Source organism: Candidatus Hydrogenedentota bacterium (assembly GCA_035450225.1).
Lineage (GTDB): Bacteria > Hydrogenedentota > Hydrogenedentia > Hydrogenedentales > SLHB01 > DSVR01.
Genome location: DAOTMJ010000013.1, coordinates 1 through 25,814, shown reverse-complemented (window position 1 = coordinate 25,814; position 25,814 = coordinate 1). Strand labels below are relative to the sequence as shown.

The window sequence follows — 25,814 nt, the reverse complement described above, 5'->3', positions numbered from 1 at the left end:
CGTACCCCTTTTATGTCCGGTTTGACAACCCGGCGGCGGGGGTATACGATGGAGGCTCTGCAATCGGGCGGAGAGCGGACCCGAATCGTACAAAACAGACAGGAGAAAAGCCATGAAGAGACTCATTGTTGGACTGTTGACGGTTGGCCTCGTGATGATGGTTGTGGCAGGATGCGCCAGCACGGGCGGCGAAGCCAAGGGACCGTCGGATGCGGAACTGTTGAAAAAGGCGGTGGCCGACTGGAAAACGGCGGGCATCGCCAAAAACATGGACGCGTTGATCGCCTGCTATTCGGACGGTTTTCAGCATTACGAATACGGCGACAAGGCCGGCTTGCAGCAATTCCTGAAAGACGCCCTTTCGATGGGATACCTGGAAGGCGTCGAGATTGACGAGACGAAAGCCCAGACCACGATAACGAAAGACGCGGCGGTGGTCGCGCCCATCGCCATGAAAGCCGCCTTCGGGGAGGCCGCCATCAGCCTGAACTTCAAGAAAGAAGCCGCGGGCTGGAAAATTGTGTCCATGGACGTCGAAATGAACTGACGCGCCGCCCTGAAATGTTTGAGGATGACGTTCCCTTCGTCATTCGTTTTCATGGCGCAACAAAACAGACCAAAGCCTTGGCCGTCCGCGCACGATTGACCGAGCCGCCAGTCGCCGGACAGGAAAAAGGAGTTGGTTTATCATCGAAAACCGTCACGTTTATATGGAAACCGAGACGGGGAGATCCATGTTGCCAGCTTTTCAAATTACTTTCCATATCCACAACGCCGAGGAATGCCGGATCTTCCCCGGTCGTCCCGCGGGATGTTGCGCATGCTGACCCAGGCACTTGATTTTGCGCGGGGCAACCAGGCGCGTTTTTTGGATGAATTCAAGGAACTGTTGCGAATTCCCTGCATTTCGACGCTGCCGGACCGCCGTGACGACGTACGCCGCGCGGCGGAATGGCTGGCGGACGAATTGCGCCGGCTGGGCATCGAAAAGGCGGAGGTCCTGAAAACGCCCGGCCATCCGATCGTTCATGGCGAATGGCTACACGCGCCCGGCAAGCCCACTGTGCTCGTATACGGCCATTACGATGTGCAGCCCGTGGATCCGCTGGACGAGTGGGTTTCCGATCCGTTCGATCCGGTGGAGCGCGACGGCAATCTGTATGCGCGCGGCGCGTCGGATATGAAAGGTTCGATCGTAGCCTTTCTAAAGGCGGTTGAGTCCTTGCGTGCGTCGGATGGACTGCCGATCAATCTTCGTTTCCTCTTCGAGGGCGAAGAGGAAATCGGATCGCCGAACCTGCCGGATTTCATTTCCAACAACCGAGACATGCTCGGCGCGGATGTCGCGCTCAACTGCGACGGTCAAATCCTTCGTCCCGATCTGCCGTCGCTTACCTATGCCTTGCGCGGCCTGGCTTATTTCGAAATCGAGATTGTCGGGCCGAAACAGGACCTTCATTCCGGCATGTTCGGCGGCGCGGTGCATAATCCCGCGCAAGTACTGTGCGAACTGATCGCCGGCATGCACGACGCGGACAACCGCGTCACGCTGCCCGGGTTCTATGATCGCGTGCGGCCGCTGGACGACGAGGAACGGGCCGCCTTGGCCGGCAATCCGGTTACCGACGAAGATTGGAAAGCCTTGGCCGGCGTCAAGGCCCTGTGGGGCGAGAAAGGGTACACCGCCACGGAATGCACGGGGGCGCGGCCGACCCTTGAAGTCAACGGCATCATCAGCGGATTCACGGGCGAGGGCGCGAAGACCGTCTTGCCGGCGCGGGCCATGGCCAAGGTGTCCACGCGACTCGTGGCGGATCAGGATCCGGCCGCGATCCATGGGCAACTCTGCGCGTACCTGCGCGCCCACGCGCCCGAAACGGTCTCGTGGGAAGTCCGCGAACTTTCGCACGGCGACGGCGCCATCATGGACCGCCGTTCACCGTTCATGCAGGCCGCGGTCCGGGCATTGCGCGAGACGTTTGGAACCGGGCCGGTTTTCAAGCGCGAGGGAGGCAGCGTGCCGGTTGTCGCGATGATGCAGAAACAACTCGGATTCGATTCGATCATGATGGGATTCGGGTTGCCCGACGACAATATCCACGCGCCGAATGAAAAACAGCATCTGCCAACGTGGCGCAGGGGTATCGAAGCCTACATCCGCTTCCTGTCGGCGCTTGCAGAGTAAGGAAACGTATCCATGAAACGCGCCGTTTCGCGATGGATGGCGGTTGCGGGCGTGAACGCCGTTGCGTTGCTGATCGTTGTTTTCGCATTCGATCGCCTGTTCGATTTCGGGCGCTCATTGTCCCCTTTCGGCGAACCATTCCACAAGTACACGATCCTCAAAAATGCGCCGATAAACGACGCCAGCCTCCTGCGGTCGCACAATCCACATCCGACGCGCGGATGGACGCCCATGCCCAACTTGACGCGCATGGACGCCGGGTTCGTGACGAACCGCAGGGGGTTTCGCTCAATGCGCGAATACGCGCACCGGCCCGAAGCCTTTACCGTGATGATTGTGGGCGATTCGTTCACCTTTGGAACGGACGCGGAAAGCGAGGATGACGTGTGGCCGGCGGCGCTCGAACAGATCGATGGCCGTTTGCACGTGCTGAATTTCGGTGTCGGCGGCTACGGTGTCGATCAGATGTATCTCACGATTCGTGAATCAATCGTTGAATATAAGCCTCACCTCGTGATCCTTGCGTACATAGACGAAGACCTCCAGCGAAGCATGTTCGGTTTTTACTTTTACAAAAAACCCAAGTTCGTTTGGCGGGACGATGAGTTGGTGTTGACGAATACCCCGATCGGCGCCCCCGAAGAGGTCTACGCCGAACTGAGGCGGCAGTATGGCGTCTTCCCCTATTGGCGGCTCTGGAAAGAAGATCGCGCCTTCAGGGAATGGCTCGGTTCAGAGGACAGCATGCGCGAAATATGGCGGCTCAACGAGAGAATTGTGCGGGAAGCGGCGGCATGCGCCCAAAAGCACGGCGCCGATTTCCTGTTGGTCCATTTGACGCAGGGTCTCGGACTCAATCCCGCCTTTTACGGTCCGGGATACAAGGATTTCCTCTCCGATCTCTTGTCCAGGGTACCCCTTCCGCACCTCGAAACCCGTGATGCTTTTCTGAAAGCGGGGAAAGAATGGACGCTGGGCCACTACAAAGGCCCCGAGGCGCGTTTCGTCGCGCAACTGGTCTGGGGGCGCATCCAGGAAATGGAATCTTGGAGGCGGTTTGCGCGGACAACCGGCCCCTCCGGTTCATAACGTAAAGGGAGACGTCTTATTCTTTTTTGGGCGTGCGGCCTATTTTACAGGTGACGGCCATGCCGTCGCCTTTTTCGTCGGAAGCGCGCACAATGACGGTTTCATATTCCGGACTGGACTGAACATAGTCCAGATAGTCCTTCATAGCCTCCGCCGATTTGATGGCATTGTCGGCGACTATCACGGCGCCGTCCTTGAGCCGGGATTCGACCATCTTGAAGTACTTGAAATAGTCCTTCTTGACCGCGTCGAGAAAGACGAAATCAAAATCGCCCTCCAAGGCAGGCAGGGTTTTCAAGGCATCGCCCTCGATGCACGTTACCGATTTTGCCAGGCCCATTTTCTCCACGTTTTCGCGGCAGATCTTGACCATTTCCGGCGCGATTTCAAGGGTATAAAGGTGTCCGCCGGTGCGTTCGAACGCGAGGCCCATGTTGATGGCGCCGTATCCGGTGGCCGACCCCACCTCGACGCCCCGCTGTGCGTGCCGGCTTTCCACGAGAATGCGCAACAGCATCGCGTCGCCCGGCGTCGTGTTGAGGCCGGTGCGGGGAAATCTCGCCAGAAAATCCTGTCGCTCCGCGTCGGTGGGCTGTTTCGTTTCGGCGGCCACGGCGGCAAAGGCCCCAACGATCAGCGCGGCGCCGATATATGCAAATTTGTACATGATCGTCTCCTCTTATTGACGTCGGAATGCCGAAACACTCCCTTCGATTATCCGGACCGTGTCGTGGGATCCCGCCGATCTTTCCACGCCTTTCCGAGGGTAATGCCGTGTGCGACAAGCGGGTCTTGCGCCAGACCGTTCCGGGCCATCTTTTCGGCAATCCACGATTCAAGCGTGCGTTCCATCTCCCGCGCGGTTTCGGGATCGGTTTCCGCAATGTTGTGCAACTCCCGCGGGTCGGCGGCAAGGTCGTACAATTCCCGCGACGGCGTCCGGTAAAAATCGTCCTCGCGCGCAAGGATGAACTTGTGGGTTTTCGTTCGCAGCGACCACTTCATCTGCCAGGTGCATTCCTGGCTGACGGCATACTCGCGCACGGGCTTGGAGGAATCCTCGCGCAGCATGGCGGCAAGGCTCTCGCCCTCCATGGCGCCGGGCACCGGCACGCCGCACAAGTCGAGAATGGTGGGCGCAAGATCCATGTGCCCCACGATATGCGGCACACGTTTCGGCGCAAAACGGGGATGCCGCACAATCAACGGCACGTGCAGGTTGCCGTCGTAAAGCCCGTGATGGTCGAAAAAGACCTTGTGGCGAAACATCAACTCGCCATGGTCGCTCGTCAGAATCACCACGGTATCGTCGGCAATGCCGAGGGACTCGACGGTTTTGAGCAGTTTGGCGATGCCTTCGTCGCAAAACCGGATTTCGGCATCGTACAGCGCTTCGAGATAGGCCGCGTCGGTAATGGAACCGCCGAGTTTGGCAAACCACGTTTCCTGCCATGTCCGCCCCAACGGATGATCCATGAGGCCGTCAAGCGTGTGATTGTCCGGCGCGTGCGGATCGCCCGAGTAGAAAAGGTTTCGGTAGGCGCGCGGCGGCAGGTAGGGCGTGTGCGGGTCCCAGTAATGAACCATCATGAAGAATCGCTCTTTGGCATGCGCCTTGAGCCATGGAATCGCGCGTCGGTTGATCTCGCGGTTGTCGCAATTGATGCTCAATGCCCGGCGGCGGGTCGGGTCGATATAAAACTCATAACCCTGCGAGAAACCGAAGCGCCATTCGCCGAGGTTGTCGATCGCGCAGGTCGTGTATCCGTTTTTCTGCAGCAACGACGGCAGCCACGGCGCGGTCCGCGGGATCGCGCGTTCGCCGCCGTGCGCCACGATGCCGTGCGTGATGGGATATTGCCCCGTGTTCATCGTGGTGAAGGAGGGATGCGTTGGAATGGCCGGGGCGATCATCGCATCAAACACAACCCCGCCCGCGGCCCAGTCGTCAATGTGCGGCGACGTGTTGCGCGAATAGCCGTAACACCCCAGGTGATCCGCCCGAAGCGTATCCACCACAATCAATAAAACGTTCACATCAACCATCCTCGGCCATACGCGGATCATACTCGACGCGCGGGGGGCTTTCCAGCACACGGCATCAGGAGCGACGCCAAGGGGGAAAGGATCTTTTTCGTGCATTCATATCGCCCGCCGTATCGCCGGCCAAGCCTATCGCCGAATTCCGGATGACGCGCTGCCCTCACGTTTTCACAAGGACGACTATACCGCCGCGGCGGCCTTCTTGGCGTCGAGGTAGGCGTGGATGGACTTGGCGGCCCGCTTTCCGGCGCCCATGGCCTCGATGACGGTTGCCGCGCCGGTCACGATATCGCCGCCGGCGTACACACCGGGCAGGCTGGTCGCGCAGGTCTCCGGATCGGCCACGATATTGCCCCACTTGTTGAGTTCGAGACCCTTGGTGTTGCTGGTCAGGAGCGGATTGGCGACCGTGCCGAGCGCGGGAATGGCCATGTCGCATTCGAGAATGAATTCCGAACCGGGCACGGGCACGGGGCGGCGGCGTCCGGAGGCGTCCGGCTCGCCGAGTTCCATCTTGATGCACTCCATGCCGCAAACATGGTTCTTCTCGTCGCCGATGATGCGAACCGGCGCCGTCAACAGGCGGAAAACGACGCCTTCCTCTTTCGCGTTTTCGACCTCCTCGGCCCGGGCGGGGATTTCCTGGTCGGAACGGCGGTAGACGATGGTGACACGCTTGGCGCCAAGGCGCAACGAGGTGCGCGCGGCGTCCATCGCGACGTTGCCGGCCCCGATGACGGCGACGTTCTCGCCGACGACCACGGGCGTGTCGTAATCGGACCGGTAGGCTTTCATCAGGTTGACGCGCGTCAGGAGTTCGTTCGCGCTAAGGACGCCGATGAGATTTTCGCCGGGAATATTCAGGAACATGGGCGCGCCCGCGCCGACGGCGATGAACACGGCCTCGAATCCCTGCGCAAACAGTTCGGCAATCGTAATGGACTTGCCGATAATCATGTCGAGTTCAATCTTGACGCCGAGGCTCTTTACATAGGCGACCTCGCGATCGACTATCACCTTCGGCAGACGGAATTCGGGGATTCCGTAGCGAAGCACGCCGCCGGTGTCGTGGAAGGCCTCGAAAATCGTCACATCGTATCCCATGCGCGCGAGGTCGCCCGCGCAGGTCAACCCGCCCGGCCCGCAGCCGATTACGGCCACCTTGCGGTGATTCGGCGGCGCGATGTTCGGTACGACAGGCGCATGGAGCGCTTCCCAATCCGCCGCAAAACGTTCGAGACGCCCGATGGTGACCGGCGTCGAACTCCGAGCGAGGACACAGGTTTTTTCACATTGGTTTTCCTGGGGACAGACGCGCCCGCAAATCGCGGGCAGGTTGTTCTTCTCCTTCAGAATGAACGCGGCCCGCGCAAAATCGCGTTCCTGGATGGCTTGGATGAATCCGGGAATATTCACCTCGACGGGGCACCCCTTCATGCACGAGGGCCGTTTACACAAACGGCACCGCAAAGCCTCGGCCACGGCACGTTCCTCGGTATATCCTTCGTTGACCTCGTCGAAACTCCCGCGACGGTGCGCCATCTTGCCGATGGCGTTCGCGACCAGCGAGACACTCTCCTTCTCGAAATCCAAAGGGGTCTTGCGCCGGCCGTTTTCGATCGCAATCGCCGCGGCTTCCAGTTTGCAAACGTGGCCGGGATCGTATGCCGGGGCCGGCTCCTCGACGGCTTTGCGCTCCAGGGCGCGATAGGCGCCCTGCCGCGCCATCAACTCGTCGAAATCTACTTCCGCGCCGTCGAATTCCGGGCCGTCCACGCACGCATACTTGGTCTTGCCCCCCACGGTGACGCGGCAACCGCCGCACATGCCCGTGCCGTCCACCATGATGGGGTTGAGGCTGACCACGACCGGCAGGTTGTATTTCTTGCAGCAATTCACGACCGCCTTCATGTGCGGCACGGGGCCGATCGCGATGACTTCGTCAAACTTCTCGCCTTTTTGGATCAATTCCTCGAGGATCTGCGTCGCGAATCCTTTCCGGCCCGATGAACCGTCATCCGTGATGTAATAGGTTTCGTCGCTGGCGGCCTCGACGCGATCCTGCCAGAAGAACAGCGATGTGTTCCGCGCGCCGATGATCGAAATGACGCGGTTGCCCGCGGCCTTGGCCGCCTTGGTCTGCGGATACATCGGCGCGACGCCGAGCCCGCCCGAAACACAACAGATGGTTTTTCCACCCTCGTGAAACTCGCGATCCTTGCCCAGCGGTCCCACGACATCCGCAAACGCCTCGCCGACCTTGAACCCGCCTAGTTTGATCGTGCCCTTGCCGACTTCCTGCAGCACCAGCGTGATGGTGCCGGCCTTGGCGTCGCTGTCCGCAATGGTCAGTGGAATCCGTTCCCCTTTTTCATCGCTTCGCACCAGCACGAAATTGCCCGGTTTCGCCGTCCGGGCGATATGCGGCGCCTCGACCTCGAATGCCTTTACCTTGTCCGCCAGAACTTCGGCCTTGCAAATCGTAAACATACTGCACCTGCTCCTTTGGTAAGCGTTTTCCGGAGGGCAATACCCAATGCGGAACTACGAACCGTATTATAGGACGCGCCGAACGGCGGATCAAAACATGGCATTTTCATGGACGTTACGGAGACGATTGAACATCGCACCCGCCCTTTCCCGTGCCCCTTGTCGTCATCAGACAACGAAAATCCCTCCCCTTCAGGATATCCTGAAATACAACGGTATACCCTTTGAAACATCATGTTGCTGGGAAGGGATCACCTCGGCGTTTCTTCGCAAACCATGGTGCGCTTTTGGATTGCCTGCACCGGCCAGCCGGTTCGGTATATACTGCATCTGTAGGAAATGACATGGCGGCCGGGGTGTGTTGTGGAATATTTTCATTGGCCGGACGCGTCGAACGGAAAAGGACATGCACGATATGCACGGATTGATGGCGGGCGCATGGGTGGCGGGTTGTGTGTTGCTGGCGGCGCCGGTGACGAACCAAGGAGTCGAGACGACTGGGTGGAAGGCCGGTGTCGCACGCGCCGACATCACGCCGGGCGAACCGGTGTGGATGGCCGGTTACGCCTCGCGGACGCACGAGGCGGACGGCACACTGTTGACGCTGTTCGTAAAGGCGCTGGCGATCGAAGACGCATCGGGCCGGAAAGCCCTCATCGTAACAAGCGACACCCTCGGTTTTCCCCGGGACCTTGCGGAACGCGTCCGCGGACGGCTGAAAGCGTCCCTCGGCCTTGAACGCGAGCAGGTTGTTCTATGCGGTTCGCATACCCATAGCGGGCCGGTGCTGCGCGATTCGCTGTCGGCGATTTATCCGTTGAACGGCGCGCACGTCGAGGCCATCGAACGGTATTCGGTTCAATTCGAGGATCGCGTCGTCGAATGCGCCGCCGCGGCCTTCGACGCGCTGGCGCCGGCGCGCCTGTCTTCCGCGAACGGCGTTGCGCGCTTTGCGGTGAACCGACGGAATAACCGCGAAGCGGAAATACTCGACACGCACGATCTCAAGGGGCCCGTGGACCACGCGGTTCCCGTGCTCAGGGTGGATCGCGCGGACGGCGGTCTTTTGGCGGTTCTGTTCGGGTACGCGTGCCACGCGACCACGCTCGACATCTACCAATGGTCGGGCGATTATCCGGGATTTGCCCAGGCGGAGTTGGAGGCGGCGCATCCCGGCGCGACCGCGCTGTTCTTCGCGGGTTGCGGCGCGGACCAGAATCCCCTGCCGCGCCGCACCGTCGCCCTGGCCCGGCAATACGGACGCGAATTGGCGGCTGCGGTCGAACGTGTGTTGGAAGATCCAATGACGCCGATCGATGGCCGGCTTGACCTGAAGCAGACGGAAGTCGAGTTGGCGCTGGCGCCGGCGCCTTCGCGCGATCACTGGGCGGAACTGGCGGCGGGCAGTTCCTGGCAGGCCGCCGCCGCCAAGGCGTTTCTGGCGGATCTCGATGCGGGCAAATCGCTTCCCTCGTCGTATGTGTATCCGATCCATGTCTGGCGTTTGGGCGGCCTGACGATGGTGGCGCTTGGAGGAGAGGTCGTGGTGGATTATGCCGTCGCGATCAAAAAGGAACTGGGCCGCGATGTTTTTGTCATGGGATACTGCAATGATGTCATGGCCTACATTCCGTCGGAACGCATCCTGAAGGAAGGGGGATACGAGGGCGGATCGGCGCAAATGGCCTACGGACTGCCAAGCCCGTGGGCGGAAGGCATCGAATCGCGCATCCTGAATGCTGTTTATGAACTCGCGAAGAGCGATCCGCCCGTCAAATAAGGCGTCCGCCGTCGCAGGCAATAATGGCGCCGGTGGTGTAACTGGACGCGTCCGACGCGAGATAGATGGCGGCGCCGACCATCTCGGACGGTTGCGCATGGCGTCCCATCGGCAAATCGCGCACGAAGATCTGGTAGATTTCAGGCGTGTCAATCAACACGCGCGCAAATTTCGTTTCCGTCAAACCGGGACAGATCGCGTTGCACCGGACCCCGGCGCCGCCCAGTTCCTTCGCGAAGACCTTCGTCATCGAAATCACGGCGGCCTTCGTCATCGCGTAGACGCCCTGGAGCGGCGCGGGCGACACGCCCACGATTGACGCGATGTTGATGATCGAGCCGCTGCCCCGCGCGACCATCATGCGTGCCGCATGCTGGCTCATCAGGAAATATCCCTTGACGTTGACTTCGAACGTCTTGTCGAAAACCGATTCCGAAGCGTCAATGACAGGCCCGAAATAGGGATTCGTCGCGGCATTGTTGACCAGCACGTCAATCCGACCGAATTCGGATTGTACACGATCGAAGAGCGCCGCGATCTGATCGGGCCTGCCCGTGTGGCACGAAACGGCCAGCGCGCGGCCGCCGCCATCGTTAATGGCCTGGGCAACCGGTTCAAGCCCCGGCATGTTGCGCGCCGCCAGCACCACCGTGGCGCCGTATTCCGCCATTCCGCGCGCGATGGATTCGCCGATTCCCCGGCTCGCGCCCGTAATTACCGCTACTTTGTCCTTCAAACTGAAATCCGCTATCGGCATGTCGGCTTCCTCCGTGGGTTCGATGCCAGCCCTGCAACGATAAGCGCAAACGCGCGCCATGTCAACCGCGCAAACCGATCCGACCGAGCCGACTGAACACATTCGGGAAGTGGCATTGCCGGGCCCAAACGTTGTAACGTATGCAACCGGTGCGCCGTGTGGCGCGAAAAGGATATCGGCAACGTGCTCCGGGTGGAGCACATAAGCAGGAAGGTAGGAGATTATGGCGGAAAAAAGCGTGGGCACCGAGTCGTTGGCAATGAAGGTGGAAAAAAAATACGAGGGCAAGAAATTCCGCGTGGCCTTCATCGGGTGCGGCGGGATTTGCCAGACGCACATGGCGGCGTTACGCCAAATGCCCGACGTCGAAGTGGTCGCGGGCGTGGATATTCTGCCCGAACGGCTGAAACAGTTTCAGGAACGTTGGGGCGTGACGAAACTGTACAAGGACTGGAAGAAGATGTTGAAGGAGGTCAAGCCCGACGGTGTAAGCATCTGCACGCCCAACGGCGTCCATGCGGCCCCGGCCATTGACGCCGCCAACGCGGGCTGCCACGTGATCTCCGAAAAACCGATGGCGATGAATCCCGCCGAGTGCGAGAAAATGATCGCCGCCGCGAAGAAGAACAAAGTGAAACTCACGATTGGATTCCAGTACCGTTACCATCCGCACACGCAGTTTCTCAAGCGCGCGCGCGACAACGGCGAATTCGGCGACATCATGTTCGTGAAATGCCAGGCATTGCGCCGGCGCGGCATTCCAAACTGGGGCGTGTTCGGACAGAAGAAACTCCAGGGCGGCGGGCCGATGATTGACATCGGCGTGCACGTCATTGAAATGGCGCACTATTTCATGGGGTCGCCGAAACCCGTCGCGGCATCCGGCAACACATGGACCTATATGGGCAACAAGCCATCGAAGGTTGTGTGCCCCTGGCCGAATTGGGACTACAAAACCTATACGGTCGAGGATCTCGCCATCGGCCAGATCCGTTTCGACAACGGCGCGATTCTGCAAATCGAAGCCAGCTTCGTCGCCCACATCGAAAAGGATGTCTGGAATTTCAGTTTTATGGGCACCAAAGGCGGCGGCAACTGGGATCCCCCGGCATTGTTCAGCGATCATCACGACACGATGATCAACAGTTCGCCGTATTTCGTGGGCGATCAGACCTCGTTCGACACGCTCTTTACGATCAAACTGCGCAACTGGATTGATGGATGCACGAAAAACACACCGCTCGAGGCGCCCGGCGAAGCGGGCCTTGCCGTCCAGAAAATGCTCGACGGCGTCTATCGTTCCGCAGCCGCCGGCAGGGAAGTGACCATCAAATAACCCTGTGTGAACGGCCGGGGACTGTCCGATGCGGGGGTGGTCCCCGGCCGGCGATATGGAGGCCGGGCCGCGCTATGAAGCCGGTTCCGGCCTCGGATATTCACGCACCAGCACATGCGTAATCACGCCGTCGTTGTCCGATGCGCCCGAATCGGCCGCAACGCCAATGCGCCCCCACCACAACACTTTCCCGGCCAACCCAATGCATTTTGCGTTGTGCTCCCACAATTCGATGCGCGTGGGCTTTCCACACGAGGCAATCAATCCGGCCAGATCCGTAATCTTGCCGGAAGCAAAATTTTTCACGTCCTTCCCTTGCAAAGGTCCTGTAAATCCCATCGCCTGCCGCGGCAGTACAAGCGTTTTGACCATGCGATCGCGTGGAACGCCACCCAGCGGATCGCCGCCGTTCATCGCGCGCATGGCCCGGCCCGTGTCGCGTTCCATCGCGTTCCATTCTTCCGCGACGGCGTTGCCCACGCATTCGTCCGCGGTTCCTGTATCGGAACTCGGCGTGGCGCCGTCCCACGGGGTCATAAACACCACAAACCGGTACGGGCGCTCCCGTTCCGCCGGATAGAAATTCACGATTTCCAGATATTTGTCGGGTACGGGACCCGGTGGAACGGGCAGCGGTGCATTGGCTTCCGCCTCCGCCGCCAGCATGGCCTTGTGCCGGTGCACTCCAACGGCGACGATCGCGAAGATCAGGCAAAGGATTAGAATCCCCGCAACGACATACCCCTTCCACCAAGAGGAAGGAACCTCCGACACGAAATTTTCCGATATGCTTTGCGAATGCGAAGCCCGCTGCGAGGACAGAGAAGTAGGCTGAAGCGAGTTACGGGAGCCATCGTCGCTGCTTGTTGCGGCAGGGGGCGGCGGCTTCGGGGCGTTCCCGCCATGCAACCCCTCCATCTGCTCGATTCGGACACGATCGGCAATCCGGACCGAAAGTTTCGCCGTCAGACGGCGGCCCGATTCACTCGTATGGGAAGAGAGCCGGTCGCAAACCGAACTGGCCTCGGTCAGGCGTCCAAGCGCCAGCAGACACAAGCCGCGATAGTACAAGACGTGCTTGCTGTCCGGACGGTCGCGCTGAAGTTCGTCAAGCAAGCGCAGCGATTCTTCGTATCGCCCTTCCTTGTAGAGTTCCGTCGCGACAAGATAATCGCGCTGGGCATCTCCCGACCGCATGGGCTGATTCCTCCGCAATCACAATCGTTCATGGTATAAAATCTCCGCTTTCCATTATACCGGAAAAATCGTAAGAATGAAAAATAATGAGAACAACACGATGGCCAAACATCTTGAGCGAAAAAAGGATATTATCCGAATTATGATAAATAACAGGATCCATTTTCCGTCATGATGACTACTCTTTGAGCATAATCTTCATGTCCGAATCGCCGGGCCACAACGACAGTTCATGTTTGGGTCCCCCCTCGTAGTCCACATCGGCGACCAGCGCCTTGAAGCGGAAACTTGAACCGGTTTCAAGGGCCAGCGGTTGGACAAGGCGCTTTGGAAAGGCCATTTCATAAAGGGTTCGGTCCTTTTCCCGGCGGACGGCCAGCGGCACATCCTTGTTGACCGTTTCGGCGGACAGGCCTTCGCTGTAATACAAAAAGACTTCAGGGCCGTTTTTCGTGAGGGAGACTCCCCACGCATGGCGATCGATGCCGAATTCGATGGCGTCGGCCAGCCAGACGATGTCGCCGCCATAGGGTTGATAATGCGCATTGTCGGTGATTTCAAAGGCGATGTACAGATGATCCGTGTCCCACATCGCGCGGCATTTTCCACTTAAATCGCCGGGATCGTATGCGCCCTCGGCAAATCCCAACGGATACGCGAGCGCAATAGGCGCGGCGGCATTCCATTCGTCCAATACGCCGTCCACACGGATTGCATCGGCCGCCTTTACGGCTTCCGCGACCGGTACAAGGGGCATCTCGCGAACAACGTCCAGCGGTTCGCCAAACGAGGTGTTGGCGTAACGGGTCCTGAACGAAGGCACGGGATGCCGCACGGCTTCCGGCGTGTCCGCGGCAACGTGAAACGCAAGCGCGATTTCCCCGCTTGCAGCGACGGTGTAATCCCGCGAAGTCGGTTCGACCTTCCAGCCTTGCGGGATTTCCCATGCGAGGGAGGAATCGAAGGGTTTGTCGAAGGGATTCAGGATCCGAACGGTCACTTCGCGATCGAAAGACTGCCCTTGGGAAACCGGTTGATCGTCGCAGGCCACAAGCCGGTGTGTGATGTCGAAGACTTCGGCGGCCCGGTCGTTTGTCGCAACGTCCGGCGGAAGCACTGCGCCCGGTTTGATGACCGACCAGCCCACGTGTTCGCCGCGCACGCGCACAAGCAAGTAATGATTGAATCCGCCCTTCCATTCCGGGCCTTTTCCGAAAGAAGCCGCGCCCGCCGCGATGACATAATGGACGCCGTCGCGGATGCCGAAGTAGCGGTAGCCATGCTGGTGTCCCGCGAAGACCGCGCGAACGGGGTGGCCGCGCATAAGTTCCGCCAGATAGTTCCAGCGCCGTTCCCACGCCCGGTCCGCGAGGCGGGGATCGTCGTAATCCATGAAATAGGGTTGATGGATAAACACGAAGATGTTGGCCGCCTTCGCGGTTTCCAGTTCATGCTTGAACCACGCCGTTTGCGCGTCCGAAAGGCGGTCGAGCGCGTCCACCTCCTCGCTGTTCAGCACGATGAACCGCGAATTTCCGCATGAGAACGCATAATGCGCGGGGCCCATGCGTTCGTTCCAGATTTTTTCGCTGGCGGCGTCCGAAATGTCATGGTTGCCCGGCGCTGAAAAATAGGGGGGCCGGCATTCCGCGATGGTGCGTTCGAAAAGGTCCCACTGAACGGGAAGATTGTCGGCCGAACCGCCGAGAACCAGATCCCCCACTTCAATCACAAAAGCCGGTTCGAGGATGTTCCATTCGCGAATCATCTGCTTGAACACGTCCGTCTGGAAGGCCAGTTGTCTGTTCGAGTGGGAATCGCCCGTCACGATGAAATCGAAGGAATTCGGCGCGACCGGCGGCGTTTTTTCGAGCAACGCCAGCGATTTCGCGATGATGGGTTCCGCAGGGGAGGCAAACGGAACCGCCGCCAGGCCGGCCAACATCACAACCATGCCCAACACACAATATCTGGCCATCATGAGACTCCTCTTTTTCACGGTCGCATGCGTTTTGCCGCGACGTCCAAGGCGGTCCAAGCGTTTCATGTATCGTAACACAGCGCAGGACCGGCGCTCATGCGCAAACATGCTGCACGCCCGCCTCTTGACGGTACGGCGCTTCGCTGGTAGACTCCGCCCCGTAATGCGCCCTGTATAATGGATGGGAAAAAGGCGCGCGAAGACGGACATGAACAAGCGCCGTTCTTCGCGCCTGCCGGATCTGCATGATGACGCTCGACGATCCCGTGGAATCGCTTTCCGGCATCGGCCCGAAGACGGCCGCTCTGCTGGGAAACTTGGGTGTTGCAACCCTCCGCGATCTCTTGTTTTACATGCCGCGCGACTACCAGGACCGCACGCGGATCTCGCGCATCGCGGATGCGCGGGAAGGCGAAACCATCACCATCGCAGCCGAAACCGTTCGCGCGCGGCAAGTCCGGCTGCGCGGGCGGCTGTCCATGGCGGTCGCGACGTTGCGCGACGAGTCGGGCGAAATGCAGGCCACATGGTTCGGGCGCGGATTTTTGGCCCAAACCTTCAAGCCGGGCACGCACGCGCTGTTCACGGGAACCGTCGGACAGTACAAGGGGCCCTGCCTGAAAAATCCGGACTATGAATTGCTGTCCGGCGACGAGGAGGACCGGCTCAACACGGGCCGCATCGTGCCGATTTACCGGCTCACGGAAAAAGTGACGCAGCGCATGCTGCGCCGCTGGATGGCCCTGGCGCTGGATCAACTCCTGGATGATCTCGACGAGACGCTGCCCGCGGAATCGCTCGAAACCTACCGGTTTCCGCCCATTCGCGCCGCCATGCGCGCCATTCATTTCCCGAATACGTTCGATGATGTGCCCGCCGCGCGCGAACGCTTCGCCTACGAGGAACTGCTCGGCATCCAGCTTGGCGTGCAGCGTTCGCGCCTGGCGCACCGGCACGAAATCAAGGCCAACATCCATGTCGTCAACGGGCCGAGGCTGCAGGCGCTTCGCGCGGCGCTGCCCTTTGCGTTGACTACGGCGCAGGCGCGCGCCATCGCGGACATCCTCGGCGATATGGCGTCGCCACGGCCCATGACGCGCCTGATCCAGGGCGATGTCGGCTGCGGCAAGACGATTGTCGCCCTTCACGCCGTCGCGGCGGCGGCGGATGGCGGGTTCCAGACGGCGATCATGGCGCCCACGGAAATTCTCGCCGAACAGCACTATCTCACATTGCGCCGCGCGCTCGACCCGCTCGGGATCACGGTCGTGCAACTCACCGGATCCATGTGCAGTCCGGCCCGGATCCGCAAACGCATCGCGCGCGGCGAGGCGCAGGTAATCGTGGGTACGCAGGCTCTTGTGCAGGAAAAAACAGTGTTTCAACGGTTGGGTCTCGTCATCGTGGACGAACAACACCGTTTCGGTGTGTGCCAGCGCGCCGCGCTGGCGGCCAAGGGCGAGTATCCCGACGTGCTTCACACGACGGCGACGCCCATTCCCCGCACGCTCGCCATGACCGTCTACGGCGGCATGGACATCACCGTGATTGACGAGTTGCCCCCGGGACGTCTGCCCGTCAAAACAAGGCGAATACCCTCCGACAAGATACCGGATCTGTACGCCCACGTCGTCGAACAGGCCCGGCAGGGCTTCCAAGCCTACATCATCTGTCCCCTTGTGGATGAATCCGAGAAACGGAACTTGATCGCCGTCAAATCCCATTTTGAGCAATTGTCCCGCGGCCCGTTGTCCGGCGTGCGGACCGCGCTCCTGCATGGACGGCTCGACGCCCGGGAAAAAGATGACATCATGCTCCGGTTCAAGGACGGCGAAATTGATGTCCTTTTCAGCACAACGGTGATCGAGGTCGGCGTGGATGTGCCGAATGCGACGATCATGATCATCGAAGACGCCGGCCAGTTCGGAGTCACCCAGTTGCATCAATTGCGCGGGCGCGTCGGACGCGGCGCGGCACAGTCGTATTGCTTTCTGCTCGGCACGCCCAAGACGGACGACGGCATCCGCCGCCTCGAAATCCTCTGTGCGACGACGAACGGGTTTGAAATTGCGGAGCAGGATCTGCTCCTGCGCGGTCCGGGCGAATTCCAAGGCGTTCGGCAGGCGGGTCTCAGCGACCTCCGCGTGGCCGATCTTGTCCGCGACACGCGCCTGCTCGACGCCGCCCAGCGCGACGCGCAGCGCATCCTGGCGCGCGATCCCGATCTCGCCTCGTCGGAATTGCGTTATCTTGCCGCCGCCGCGCGCCGCTTCGGACATTTTGTCGCATAAGGCGCCGGAGCCATGCGCCTGCCCCCATAAACCCGTTCCATTTCTTTGTCCGCAACTTCTGTGCATGGAGCGCAGAAATGATGAACCCGGAAATCATACCCTTGATGGAGACTTCGCGGCCGATCCGCCTTGGGAGCCTTCCTCAAGCCACCGGATTTACTGGTGGCGACTGACTCTCCGGAATTATCAGGCCTTATGGGCATTTCATTGGACGTATCCGAAACTTTGCGGGGGGGCGGTGAAGGCGTTCGCCGTGATTTCCTCGGTTGTGCCGGATTCGCGGTCGCCGGACAACGTGGCCTCGGTCATGATGCGGACGGACGACGGCTTCATGCCGGCCATGCGGATCCTGACGTCTCGATCCGATTGATTGACCCAGAACAGGGTCTTGCCAATCTTCGCGGCGAGAACGTGCGGCGCGCCGTCGGATTCGCAGACGTAGACCTTGTCGCCGGCTTCGGTCAGGCGTGAAAACGCCGCCCATGCATGATAGACGGGCCGCACCTGCCAGTTCCGGTCCTTGAAGTTCCACAGACCGTAGTTCATGAACCCGTTGCCGGGATAGTAGACTTCGCTCAAGCACCAGATCGAAAACCCCGACACGCCCCGGTTCAGCGCATCGAGGACGAGCGCCTGCGTCCATACCGCGTAGCGATACTCCTCCATGAGGGGATTTTCGAGCGTGCCGGATCGGTTGTCCTGAAATCCGAATTCGGCCAGGACGAAAGGCTTGTCCACGCGGTTTTCCCGCATCAGCGCGAACCGCGCATCGAGGAAAAAGGGAACGAGCCCGCGGTCGGCGAAGGGCACGTAGCGGTGCGACGCGAAGAGGTCCGCCGTGGCCGCATATTCCCTGTTTTCCACGCATTGCCGGAACCACGCGAGACCGCTGGTGTCGTCGCTGCCGATCACGCGAATGGCGAGGCCGCGCCGTGCGCATTCGTCCTTGACGAGCCGGTGCAGCCGGACGTACTCGTCGAAGGTCTGCCCGAGCGCAAGCCATGATCCGTTCGGTTCGTTGGTCAGCGTCCATTCCTGGACGCAGGTGTAACCCTTGACGCGGATCAGGTGTTCGAACAGCGAGACGATGGCGCGGGCGGCTTTCGGCAGGTCCGTGAAGGGCCTGTGCATGCCCCATTCGACGCCGACCACGTTCACGCACGCGCCGATTTCCTGATAGAGGTCGAGCGTCCGGTAATGGCTTTGCATGTTCGGACTGTCGAAGGTGAAGGTTTCCCAATCGTCCTTCGGGCACCAGTCGCGGTACCAGAAAAACATGCGCACCCAGTCCGGGTCCATCCACCGGATGCGGCCTTCGCGAATGGCGCAGTCGTCCGGCGTCACGCCGTGCGCGGCATTTTCCGGATTGTAAAACCAGCCGTCGTCTTCCGCGCCGAATCCCTTGAAAGTTTGGCAGGCGCGCTTGCGCGTGACCGTAATCGTGACGGGGCCCGACAAGGGCTTCGGCGTGATGTTGCCGGTGCATGCCAGCGACGCGCCGGTAAAATTCGCCTCGCCTGCGCCGTTGAGAATCAGACACCAGCGAACCGTGACCGCGTCCGGCGGGGCCACGCTTGTTACGGCAAGACGCGTCCAAACGCCTTCCGGCGATGCCGCTTCGGTCTGGTTGAAACACAGGCGTTTTCCCGCCGCGTTGTGGAATTCGATCGCGCCGTAAACGCCATATCCTTTGTTGACGCCGCGCGGCAGCGCATCCACGCGCGCCTCGAACACGTCGCCAGGTCGCGCGGGCCGCTCCTGGTACAGCGCGGGAAAACCGATGGCCGCTTCCGAAGAGACGGTGATGCGGCCGGCGGTCTTGCCGTCTTCCATGACGGCGGCGGCCTGAATTTCAGCCGGCCAGTTTCCCTTTTGCCAGCCGGTCAATTCATTCGAGAACGAGGGGTTTTCGAGCAGGTTGCCGCCAGCCGCCGAAATCTGGGCAAGAAAAAGAAGAGGAGGGACTAGCGCGGGGATGATCGGGATTGACATGTTTTTTCTCCAAATTCAAAGAATGTTTGTTTCAAAAGGGCATTTTTTGAAAATCAGCTGATTCTCGTGCTGTTTGCTCCCTGTGTTGTTTCCATTGTCTCCTTCATCTCCTCATCTTCATTTCTTGCGCATAACAAGGGATCGGCATCCAGGGTAATTACCCCGGATTTTCGAGCATTTCTTCTTTGATGCGCCCGACGGCGCCGGAGAGCAGGACGCGGTAAACTTCGGGATTGCGCAGGCGCTTGAATTCGTCGGGGAGGCGGGCAATCTGATCGAGGACCCGGCCGCGAATGGATTGAATCGGGGGCGTTTGCGCCGTGCGCCGCCCGTTTTCGAAGACGGTTTGGAACAGATCCTCGCACCGCCGCGCTTCGGCCAGCCGGACGGTGATGTGCGGATGGATCCGATGACGCCCCGCGACCGTTCCGTCCGGCGCGGGCGATGGTTCGTCGGAGAGACAGATTATGTCGCCGCAAGGATGGCCTTCCGCGTCCTCATAACGCACAAGGCGCTTCCGTCCGGGATCGGTCGCCTTTTCAATGTTCGAGGAAATCTTGATGCGGGGCATCCATTCGCCGTCGTGACGGACGGCGACGAGTTTGTAGACGCCGTTCAGGGACGGTGAATCGCGGGACGTGATCAGATGGGTGCCGACGCCCCACGCGTTGATCTTCGCGCCCTGCCGCTTGAGGTCCGCGATGAGGTCTTCCTCGAGATCGTTCGACGCGACGATAAGGGGATTGTCAAGCCCCGCTTCGATCATCATCCGGTACGCCGTCTTGCTGAGTTTGGCGAGGTCGCCCGAATCGAGCCGGATGGCCGGGCGCGTCTCGATCCCCTGTTCGTGCAGTTCGCGGAACACGCGTATGGCGTTCGGCACGCCGCTGGCGATCGTGTCGTAGGTGTCCACCAGCAACACGAGCCGTCCGGGATAATGCCGCGCGAAGGCGCGAAACGCCTCGAGTTCGCTCGGAAAACTCATTACCCAACTGTGCGCGTGCGTGCCGGAAACCGGAATGCCGTAGACCTTCCCGGCCAGCACGTTCGACGTGGACGTGCAGCCGCCGATATAGGCGGCCCGGCTGCCGCTCAGTCCGCCGTCGGGACCGTGTGCGCGGCGCAGGCCGAATTCGAGCACCGGATCGCCGTTGGCGGCAAGACAGACCCGCGCCGCCTTGGTGGCGATCAACGTCTGGTAGTTCAGGATGTTCAACAGCGCCGTTTCGATCAACTGGGTTTCAAAGATTGTGCCGGATACTTGAACGATGGGTTCGTGGGGAAACACGAGTGTTCCTTCCGGAACGGCCTGCACGGTGCACTGCGGCTTGAAGCGCCGGAGAAAGTCCAGAAAATCCGCGTCGAACATTCCCAGCGATCCCAGATACGCCACGTCGTCTTCTTCGAACGACAGATGCTCGAGGTAGTCCAGAAACGGTCCCAGACCCGCCGCGACCGCAAATCCGGCATGCGGGGGCAGGTTGCGGAAGAAATAATCGAAGGTGACTTCTTGGTCGGCGCGTCCCTCCTTGAGATACCCGGCCATCATGGTCAATTCATAGAGATCGGTGAGCAGGGCAAGGCCTTTGCGTTCAAACCATGCCTGGGGCGCGCTCATTGCGTCAGATCCCCTGACCAGCATATCTTGATGCCGGCCCGGCGCATCTCCTCGACGGCGGCGGTGACGGAGCCTTCGGGAAAGTTGACGCCCCGGCATGCGTTTTCGACCAGAAAGACGTCGAATCCTGCCGCGAGACCGTCCAGCGCCGTGTGTTTCACGCAGTAGTCCGTGGCAAGACCGCACACGAAGATCCGGGTAACGCCGCGCTGCCGTAATTCGTCCGCGAGCGGCGGGGTTCCCTGGAATCCGCTATAGGCTTCCTGGTCCGGATCCGTGCCCTTGTTGACGATGATCGCGTCAACGGGAACGCGTAGATCGCCGTGGAATTCGGCGCCCGGCGAATTCGCCCGGCAATGTTCCGGCCAGCTGCCGTCCGTGAATTCGGGCGGATCGCCGAAACTGCAATGATTGTGCGGGTGCCAGTCCCGCGTGAAGACCACCAGATCGAAGCGCCTGAGCAACAGGTTGATGATGGGGACAACGTGGTGGCCCTCGTCAACCGGCAATGCGCCGCCGGGGCAAAAATCGTTTTGAACGTCCACTACAATCAGCGCATCCGTTGGCAGTATAGTCATGTGCGTATCCTCGCAAGAAAGGCCGCTGTACGGAAAGCATTTTACCGCAAGAAGTGTTACCGTTACAGCGCCTATCAATCCGGCGGCGCGGCGGCGCCCGTCGGCAGGTAAATGGAAGGAGAAAAACCGTGACGCGAAACCACGATTCCGTTATTACCGTTGATTGCCATTACATGTCGCCCGAACACGCGGCATCGTATCTGTTGATTGAAGAAGGGCGCGCGGCGTTCATAGACAACAACACGGCGCATGCCATTCCGCACCTGTTCGCCGCGTTGTCCGAACACGGACTCCGCCCGGAAGATGTGCGATACATCATCGTGACGCACCTGCATCTCGATCACGCGGGGGCGACATCCGCCCTCGTCCGGCGATGTCCGAACGCGACCGTCGTGGCGCATCCGCGCGGACTCCGCCACCTGGTTGCGCCGGACCGCCTGATTGCCGCGGTCAAGGCCGTCTACGGCGAGGCGGAATACCACCGCCTGTACGGCGAGATCCTGCCCATTGACGAAAGCCGGATACGCACGATGGAGGACGGGGAAGTGCTTGAATTTGGACGTCGTTCACTGCGGTTTATGCATACGCGCGGCCATTCGAACCATCACGTGTGCATTCACGATTCCCTGAGCAACGGCGTGTTCACGGGCGACACCTTCGGCGTCGAGTACAAGTCCAGCCGCCCCACGAAACGCCCCTTCCTGCTCTGTTCGTCCGCGCCGCCCGATTTCGATCCCGAAGCCGCTCGGGCAAGCGTCGAACGCATCGTGGCCACGGGCGCGGATCGCGTCTATCTGGCCCATTTCGGCGAACTGGGCAACGTGCGCGAATCGGCGCAAAGCATCCTCGCGTCCATTGGGCACATGGAGGCGATCCTGCGCGAGGCCGCCGCCGGCGATCTCGTTGGCGAGGCATTGCTGAAATTTTGCGAAGAAAAAATCCACGCGGCCATCGCACGCCACGCGGAAGAATGCGGCACGATTTTCAGTCCCGAAGACGAACACCTGATCGGGACGGACGCCCGCATAGACGCGCAAGGCATTGCGCTATGCGCGGAGCGTCTTCGGAAACAAAGGGTGATTACGTAGCCGGCGTTTCGGTCGGAAACAGAAAATCGGCGATGCCGGTGATGATATCGAAAAGTTTGCCCAACACCATGAGAAACTGGCCGATAATCGTCGCGATCATCGAAATCTGCATGGTCACATCAAACAAATCCCACATAAAACTCCTCCTTGTTCAATAGCGCCATTATCCGTCCCATGCCCCCAAAAGTCAAGATGGATGTTGGCGCATTTTCATCCGAAGTCGGCAGCCGAATGAGGTGTTTTCATCCAAGCGGTGGACGGGATAACCCGGCATTTTTTGGATATGCAATTTTTTCGCGGTACAATTACCGGCATGGAGGATGTTGCCGGATATGAGCGAGACGGCCGTTGTGGAGGCTGAAAGCCGCCCGAAAATATTGATCATTGACGATGAACCGTTGAACCTGCGCATCGTGGAGGCCATGTTGAAGCCGCTGGGTTACGAATGCTTGACGGCATCGGACGGCGCCACGGCCCTTGCGAAGGCGCGGGAATGGAATCCAGACTGTATCTTGCTGGACGTCATGATGCCGGACATGGACGGGTTTGAGACGGCCCGGCGGTTGAGGCAGGCCGGCGCGACAAACCACACACCCATCGTGATGGTGACCGCGCTGCAGGAAGTCGAGGCGCGCGTCAAGGGACTCGAAGCCGGCGCGGACGATTTTCTGGCGAAACCGGTGGACAAGACGGAACTTCGGGCGCGGGTCCATTCGCTGGTCAAACTCAAGCGATATCACGACCAACTCGAGAACCAGCAAAAGGCGCTCGAGGAAGCCGTGGCCCGGCAGACGGAACAACTGCGCCGGATGTTGCAGGATTTGCAGCAGGCCTCGCTCGATTCGATTGTGCGCCTCGCCCGCGCGTCCGAATACAAAGACGAGGACACGGGCATGCACATCCAGCGGATGAGCCATTATGCCGCGGCCATCGCGCGCAAGATGGGATTGCCCGACGAGGAAGTCAACAACATTCTCTATGCGGCGCCGATGCACGACATCGGCAAGATCGGCATTCCCGACAGCATCTTGCTCAAGCCCGACCGGCTCACGGATGCCGAATGGGACGTGATGAAACAGCACACGGTCATCGGGGCGTGCATTCTGGAGGGGTCGAAATCGCCTTTGGTCGAACTGGGGCGTATTATCGCCCTGACCCATCACGAGAAGTGGGACGGATCGGGGTATCCTCTGGGGTTGAGCGGCAAGGAAATTCCGCTGGCGGGGCGCATCGCGGCCTTGTCGGACGTGTTCGACGCCCTTGTTTGCAGGAGACCATACAAGGATCCCGTTTCGATCGAGGAAACGTGCAAAATGATGGAAACGGGGCGCAACAAGCATTTCGATCCCGATGTTCTGGATGCGTTCCTGTCCACCATGGACGAAATCAACGCCATTCGGAACCGGTATCGCGAACATAATGGATGAGAGGCGGCACAGGGCATGAAAGCGCTTATCGTGGACGATGTGCAGGCAAACTGCCGGATGCTGAAGGGCTTGCTTGCGCCGTTCGGCGTTTGTGAGGTGGCCACCACGGGACGCGAAGCCGTGGTCGCGTTCCAGCGCGCATGGAATGCCGGCGAACCGTTCCATCTGATCTGCCTCGACATCATGCTGCCGGACCTTGACGGCCTCAAGGTGCTGGAAGTCATCCGAAAAATGGAAGACGCCATGCACGTAACCGACGATCAGCGCATTCGGGCCGTCATGATTTCCGCGGCAGACGATTTTGACCACCAGGCTCGCGCGCGTACCCTGCATTGCGACGGCTACTTGCAGAAACCCATTTTCCGGAAAGACCTGATCGCCGTGCTCAAGCAAACGCATCTCATCGCGGAAGACGCCTAATCCCGGAAACTGCCAAGTTTCAAGTGAGCATAGCTGTGTTCATGCCGGGCGGAGAAAAACCGCTTCTCCGATTGCCACGCGAATACAAACCCGGTCCAACCGGCCTAGGAAAGGTAGAATGAAATATGGTATCTGAGTTTAATCCAGATTATTCAATTAAGACAGATGGTTCCGAATTTGTGCTTGGGCAGATCGTATGTGTTCGATCAGCTCCAACTATTCGGGGTGCGGTGATATCAGTTATTCCAGGCAAGCCTGAAAATCGTTACAAGGTCTTTGTAAATGACGAAATCCAAACTTTTTATGCTTCTCAGTTACGTGCGGATAATGTTCATGATGATGGTTGTGAATCCTTGACCTGTGAACATTTTCACGCTTACTTAACTGCGTTGCAAATTCAATATCCTGGTCTTTCGACACTCTATTCACTCAATGCCGCCCGAATCGATTTCGTTCCGTATCAATTTCGTCCCGTGTTGAAGTTCATCCGATCGGATCGCCCGCGATTATTGATTGCCGATGGTGTGGGTGTTGGCAAGACCATAGAAGCGGGTCTTATCCTTCGCGAATTGCAGGCAAGGCGTGATATCCGGTCAGTTCTTATTGTGTGCCCTCGCCCGTTGGTGACCGAGCGCAAATGGATGAACGAGATGAAGCGCTTCGAAGAACGTTTTACACATCTCGATGGTGGCACACTTCGCTATTGCATAAACGAGATGGATCTTGAAGGCGTCTGGCCCGAGCAACATCAGAAGGTGATAGTTCCCTATTCCTTGTTCGATGAAGCCTTGCTTTATGGTTCAGGACCTGACAGCAAGCGAAAACGCAAGAAGGGCCTGCTTGATTTGGATCCTCCTCCCCGATTTGATCTTGTTATCGTGGACGAGGCGCATCATATTCGTAATCGGAACACGTTCAGCCATAAAGCTGTGCGCTTTTTCTGTGACCATGCCGAGGCTGTCATCTTCTTGACTGCGACACCGATCCAGCTCGGCTGCAACGATCTTTTTGTTCTCCTCAATACTCTCCGCCCCGACCTGATCATCGATCAGGAGAGTTTTGCACACATGGCGGAACCCAACCCTTACATTAACCAAGCGATATCTTTGGCGCGGATTCAAGAGCCGGAATGGCAAACACGGGCAATCGAGGCCCTTGACCAAGCCGCGGCCACCGCTTGGGGCCGATCTATCTTCCGCCATAATCCGAATTTTATCCGAATACGCTCCAATCTGTTAGAAGGCGATGTCACCACTGAGGAACGTGTTCAAATCATTACGGATATGGAAGATCTACATACTTTCGCGGGGATAATCAATAGGACCCGTCGCAGGGACATAGGCGATTTCACAATACGGAAGCCAGAAACAGTGATCGTCCCATTTACTGTTGCACAGCAGCGTCTGCATGATGAACTTCTCAGGGTTCAGGCCGAGATATTCGACCGGCTTCACGAAGATATCAATGTCAAATTCATGATGACCACAATCAGACGCCAAGCCGCGAGTTGCCTTTTCGGACTTGTGCCCTTTCTTGAGGATA

At 59.5% G+C, this 25,814-nt stretch carries 20 protein-coding genes; 10 read left to right on the top strand and 10 right to left on the bottom strand.

Annotated features, from left to right (window positions below):
* Positions 1-112: 112 nt before the first annotated feature.
* The 3 genes from P5540_09335 to P5540_09325 all read left to right on the top strand — a co-directional run bounded on the left by P5540_09335 (position 113) and on the right by P5540_09325 (position 3,274).
* Positions 113-547 (top strand): nuclear transport factor 2 family protein, encoded by a 435-nt coding sequence (locus tag P5540_09335; protein ID HRT65019.1) that lies wholly within the window; start codon positions 113-115, stop codon positions 545-547.
* Positions 548-820: 273 nt separating this feature from the next.
* A complete protein-coding gene (locus P5540_09330) occupies positions 821-2,185 on the top strand; it encodes a dipeptidase (GenBank protein HRT65018.1) in 1,365 nt (454 codons plus the stop codon).
* 12 nt (positions 2,186-2,197) lie between these two features.
* On the top strand, positions 2,198-3,274 hold the full coding sequence (locus P5540_09325; GenBank protein HRT65017.1) for an SGNH/GDSL hydrolase family protein: 1,077 nt from the start codon (positions 2,198-2,200) through the stop codon (positions 3,272-3,274).
* A gap of 16 nt (positions 3,275-3,290) precedes the next feature.
* Here P5540_09325 and P5540_09320 read toward each other — a convergent pair whose 3' ends face one another.
* The 3 genes from P5540_09320 to gltA form a co-directional block, all read right to left on the bottom strand.
* Positions 3,291-3,941: a class I SAM-dependent methyltransferase gene (locus P5540_09320; GenBank protein HRT65016.1), complete on the bottom strand. Its 651-nt coding sequence runs from the start codon at positions 3,939-3,941 to the stop codon at positions 3,291-3,293.
* A gap of 47 nt (positions 3,942-3,988) precedes the next feature.
* Positions 3,989-5,311 (bottom strand): sulfatase, encoded by a 1,323-nt coding sequence (locus tag P5540_09315; GenBank protein HRT65015.1) that lies wholly within the window; start codon positions 5,309-5,311, stop codon positions 3,989-3,991.
* 186 nt (positions 5,312-5,497) lie between these two features.
* A complete protein-coding gene (gene gltA, locus P5540_09310) occupies positions 5,498-7,807 on the bottom strand; it encodes an NADPH-dependent glutamate synthase (GenBank protein ID HRT65014.1) in 2,310 nt (769 codons plus the stop codon).
* Between the two features lie 406 nt (positions 7,808-8,213).
* Here gltA and P5540_09305 point away from each other — a divergent pair, with 406 nt between their 5' ends.
* Positions 8,214-9,587, top strand: a complete 1,374-nt coding sequence (locus P5540_09305) for a neutral/alkaline non-lysosomal ceramidase N-terminal domain-containing protein (protein ID HRT65013.1) — start codon at positions 8,214-8,216, stop codon at positions 9,585-9,587.
* Here the strand turns inward: P5540_09305 and P5540_09300 are convergent.
* Positions 9,580-10,344: a glucose 1-dehydrogenase gene (locus P5540_09300; GenBank protein HRT65012.1), complete on the bottom strand. Its 765-nt coding sequence runs from the start codon at positions 10,342-10,344 to the stop codon at positions 9,580-9,582. The two genes, P5540_09305 and P5540_09300, sit on opposite strands and share 8 nt — an antisense overlap.
* 223 nt (positions 10,345-10,567) lie before the next feature.
* Here P5540_09300 and P5540_09295 point away from each other — a divergent pair, with 223 nt between their 5' ends.
* Positions 10,568-11,680 carry a Gfo/Idh/MocA family oxidoreductase gene (locus P5540_09295; protein HRT65011.1) on the top strand — a complete coding sequence of 371 codons (1,113 nt, stop codon included), beginning with the start codon at positions 10,568-10,570 and terminating at the stop codon, positions 11,678-11,680.
* A 72-nt stretch (positions 11,681-11,752) separates the two neighbouring features.
* Here P5540_09295 and P5540_09290 read toward each other — a convergent pair whose 3' ends face one another.
* Positions 11,753-12,877 carry a tetratricopeptide repeat protein gene (locus P5540_09290; GenBank protein HRT65010.1) on the bottom strand — a complete coding sequence of 375 codons (1,125 nt, stop codon included), beginning with the start codon at positions 12,875-12,877 and terminating at the stop codon, positions 11,753-11,755.
* A 178-nt stretch (positions 12,878-13,055) separates the two neighbouring features.
* The gene (locus P5540_09285; GenBank protein HRT65009.1) at positions 13,056-14,858 is read right to left on the bottom strand and encodes a metallophosphoesterase; all 1,803 of its coding nucleotides are present in this window, start codon (positions 14,856-14,858) and stop codon (positions 13,056-13,058) included.
* Positions 14,859-15,103: 245 nt separating this feature from the next.
* Between P5540_09285 and recG the strand changes: the two genes are divergently transcribed.
* Positions 15,104-17,149 carry an ATP-dependent DNA helicase RecG gene (gene recG / locus P5540_09280; GenBank protein ID HRT65008.1) on the top strand — a complete coding sequence of 682 codons (2,046 nt, stop codon included), beginning with the start codon at positions 15,104-15,106 and terminating at the stop codon, positions 17,147-17,149.
* 204 nt (positions 17,150-17,353) lie between these two features.
* On the opposite strand, the gene P5540_09275 is transcribed toward recG, so the two are convergent.
* The 3 genes from P5540_09275 to P5540_09265 form a co-directional block, all read right to left on the bottom strand.
* Entirely contained in the window at positions 17,354-19,141 is a 1,788-nt protein-coding gene (locus P5540_09275; protein ID HRT65007.1) for a hypothetical protein, read from the bottom strand.
* A 157-nt stretch (positions 19,142-19,298) separates the two neighbouring features.
* The gene (locus P5540_09270; protein ID HRT65006.1) at positions 19,299-20,759 is read right to left on the bottom strand and encodes a nicotinate phosphoribosyltransferase; all 1,461 of its coding nucleotides are present in this window, start codon (positions 20,757-20,759) and stop codon (positions 19,299-19,301) included.
* Positions 20,756-21,328, bottom strand: a complete 573-nt coding sequence (locus tag P5540_09265; GenBank protein ID HRT65005.1) for a nicotinamidase — start codon at positions 21,326-21,328, stop codon at positions 20,756-20,758. Before P5540_09265 ends, P5540_09270 begins: the two co-directional genes overlap by 4 nt.
* Before the next feature lie 137 nt (positions 21,329-21,465).
* Here P5540_09265 and P5540_09260 point away from each other — a divergent pair, with 137 nt between their 5' ends.
* A complete protein-coding gene (locus P5540_09260; GenBank protein ID HRT65004.1) occupies positions 21,466-22,425 on the top strand; it encodes an MBL fold metallo-hydrolase in 960 nt (319 codons plus the stop codon).
* Here the strand turns inward: P5540_09260 and P5540_09255 are convergent.
* Positions 22,418-22,561, bottom strand: coding sequence for a hypothetical protein (locus tag P5540_09255; GenBank protein ID HRT65003.1), 144 nt, complete (start codon positions 22,559-22,561; stop codon positions 22,418-22,420). The two genes, P5540_09260 and P5540_09255, sit on opposite strands and share 8 nt — an antisense overlap.
* A gap of 196 nt (positions 22,562-22,757) precedes the next feature.
* On the opposite strand from P5540_09255, the gene P5540_09250 reads away from it, so the two are divergent.
* The 3 genes from P5540_09250 to P5540_09240 form a co-directional block, all read left to right on the top strand.
* Positions 22,758-23,852 (top strand): response regulator, encoded by a 1,095-nt coding sequence (locus tag P5540_09250; GenBank protein HRT65002.1) that lies wholly within the window; start codon positions 22,758-22,760, stop codon positions 23,850-23,852.
* 15 nt (positions 23,853-23,867) lie between these two features.
* Positions 23,868-24,272 carry a response regulator gene (locus P5540_09245; protein ID HRT65001.1) on the top strand — a complete coding sequence of 135 codons (405 nt, stop codon included), beginning with the start codon at positions 23,868-23,870 and terminating at the stop codon, positions 24,270-24,272.
* Positions 24,273-24,397: 125 nt separating this feature from the next.
* On the top strand, positions 24,398-25,814 hold a 1,417-nt coding region (locus P5540_09240; protein HRT65000.1), incomplete at its 3' end, for a DEAD/DEAH box helicase.

Coding starts and splice junctions, on each gene's coding strand:
- P5540_09335 (HRT65019.1), top strand. CDS start 113: ATGAAGAGACTCATTGTTGGACTGTTGACGGTTGGCCTCGTGATGATG.
- P5540_09330 (HRT65018.1), top strand. CDS start 821: ATGCTGACCCAGGCACTTGATTTTGCGCGGGGCAACCAGGCGCGTTTT.
- P5540_09325 (HRT65017.1), top strand. CDS start 2,198: ATGAAACGCGCCGTTTCGCGATGGATGGCGGTTGCGGGCGTGAACGCC.
- P5540_09320 (HRT65016.1), bottom strand. CDS start 3,941: ATGTACAAATTTGCATATATCGGCGCCGCGCTGATCGTTGGGGCCTTT.
- gltA (HRT65014.1), bottom strand. CDS start 7,807: ATGTTTACGATTTGCAAGGCCGAAGTTCTGGCGGACAAGGTAAAGGCA.
- P5540_09305 (HRT65013.1), top strand. CDS start 8,214: ATGCACGATATGCACGGATTGATGGCGGGCGCATGGGTGGCGGGTTGT.
- P5540_09300 (HRT65012.1), bottom strand. CDS start 10,344: ATGCCGATAGCGGATTTCAGTTTGAAGGACAAAGTAGCGGTAATTACG.
- P5540_09295 (HRT65011.1), top strand. CDS start 10,568: ATGGCGGAAAAAAGCGTGGGCACCGAGTCGTTGGCAATGAAGGTGGAA.
- P5540_09290 (HRT65010.1), bottom strand. CDS start 12,877: ATGCGGTCGGGAGATGCCCAGCGCGATTATCTTGTCGCGACGGAACTC.
- P5540_09285 (HRT65009.1), bottom strand. CDS start 14,858: ATGATGGCCAGATATTGTGTGTTGGGCATGGTTGTGATGTTGGCCGGC.
- recG (HRT65008.1), top strand. CDS start 15,104: ATGATGACGCTCGACGATCCCGTGGAATCGCTTTCCGGCATCGGCCCG.
- P5540_09275 (HRT65007.1), bottom strand. CDS start 19,141: ATGTCAATCCCGATCATCCCCGCGCTAGTCCCTCCTCTTCTTTTTCTT.
- P5540_09270 (HRT65006.1), bottom strand. CDS start 20,759: ATGAGCGCGCCCCAGGCATGGTTTGAACGCAAAGGCCTTGCCCTGCTC.
- P5540_09255 (HRT65003.1), bottom strand. CDS start 22,561: ATGTGGGATTTGTTTGATGTGACCATGCAGATTTCGATGATCGCGACG.
- P5540_09250 (HRT65002.1), top strand. CDS start 22,758: ATGAGCGAGACGGCCGTTGTGGAGGCTGAAAGCCGCCCGAAAATATTG.
- P5540_09245 (HRT65001.1), top strand. CDS start 23,868: ATGAAAGCGCTTATCGTGGACGATGTGCAGGCAAACTGCCGGATGCTG.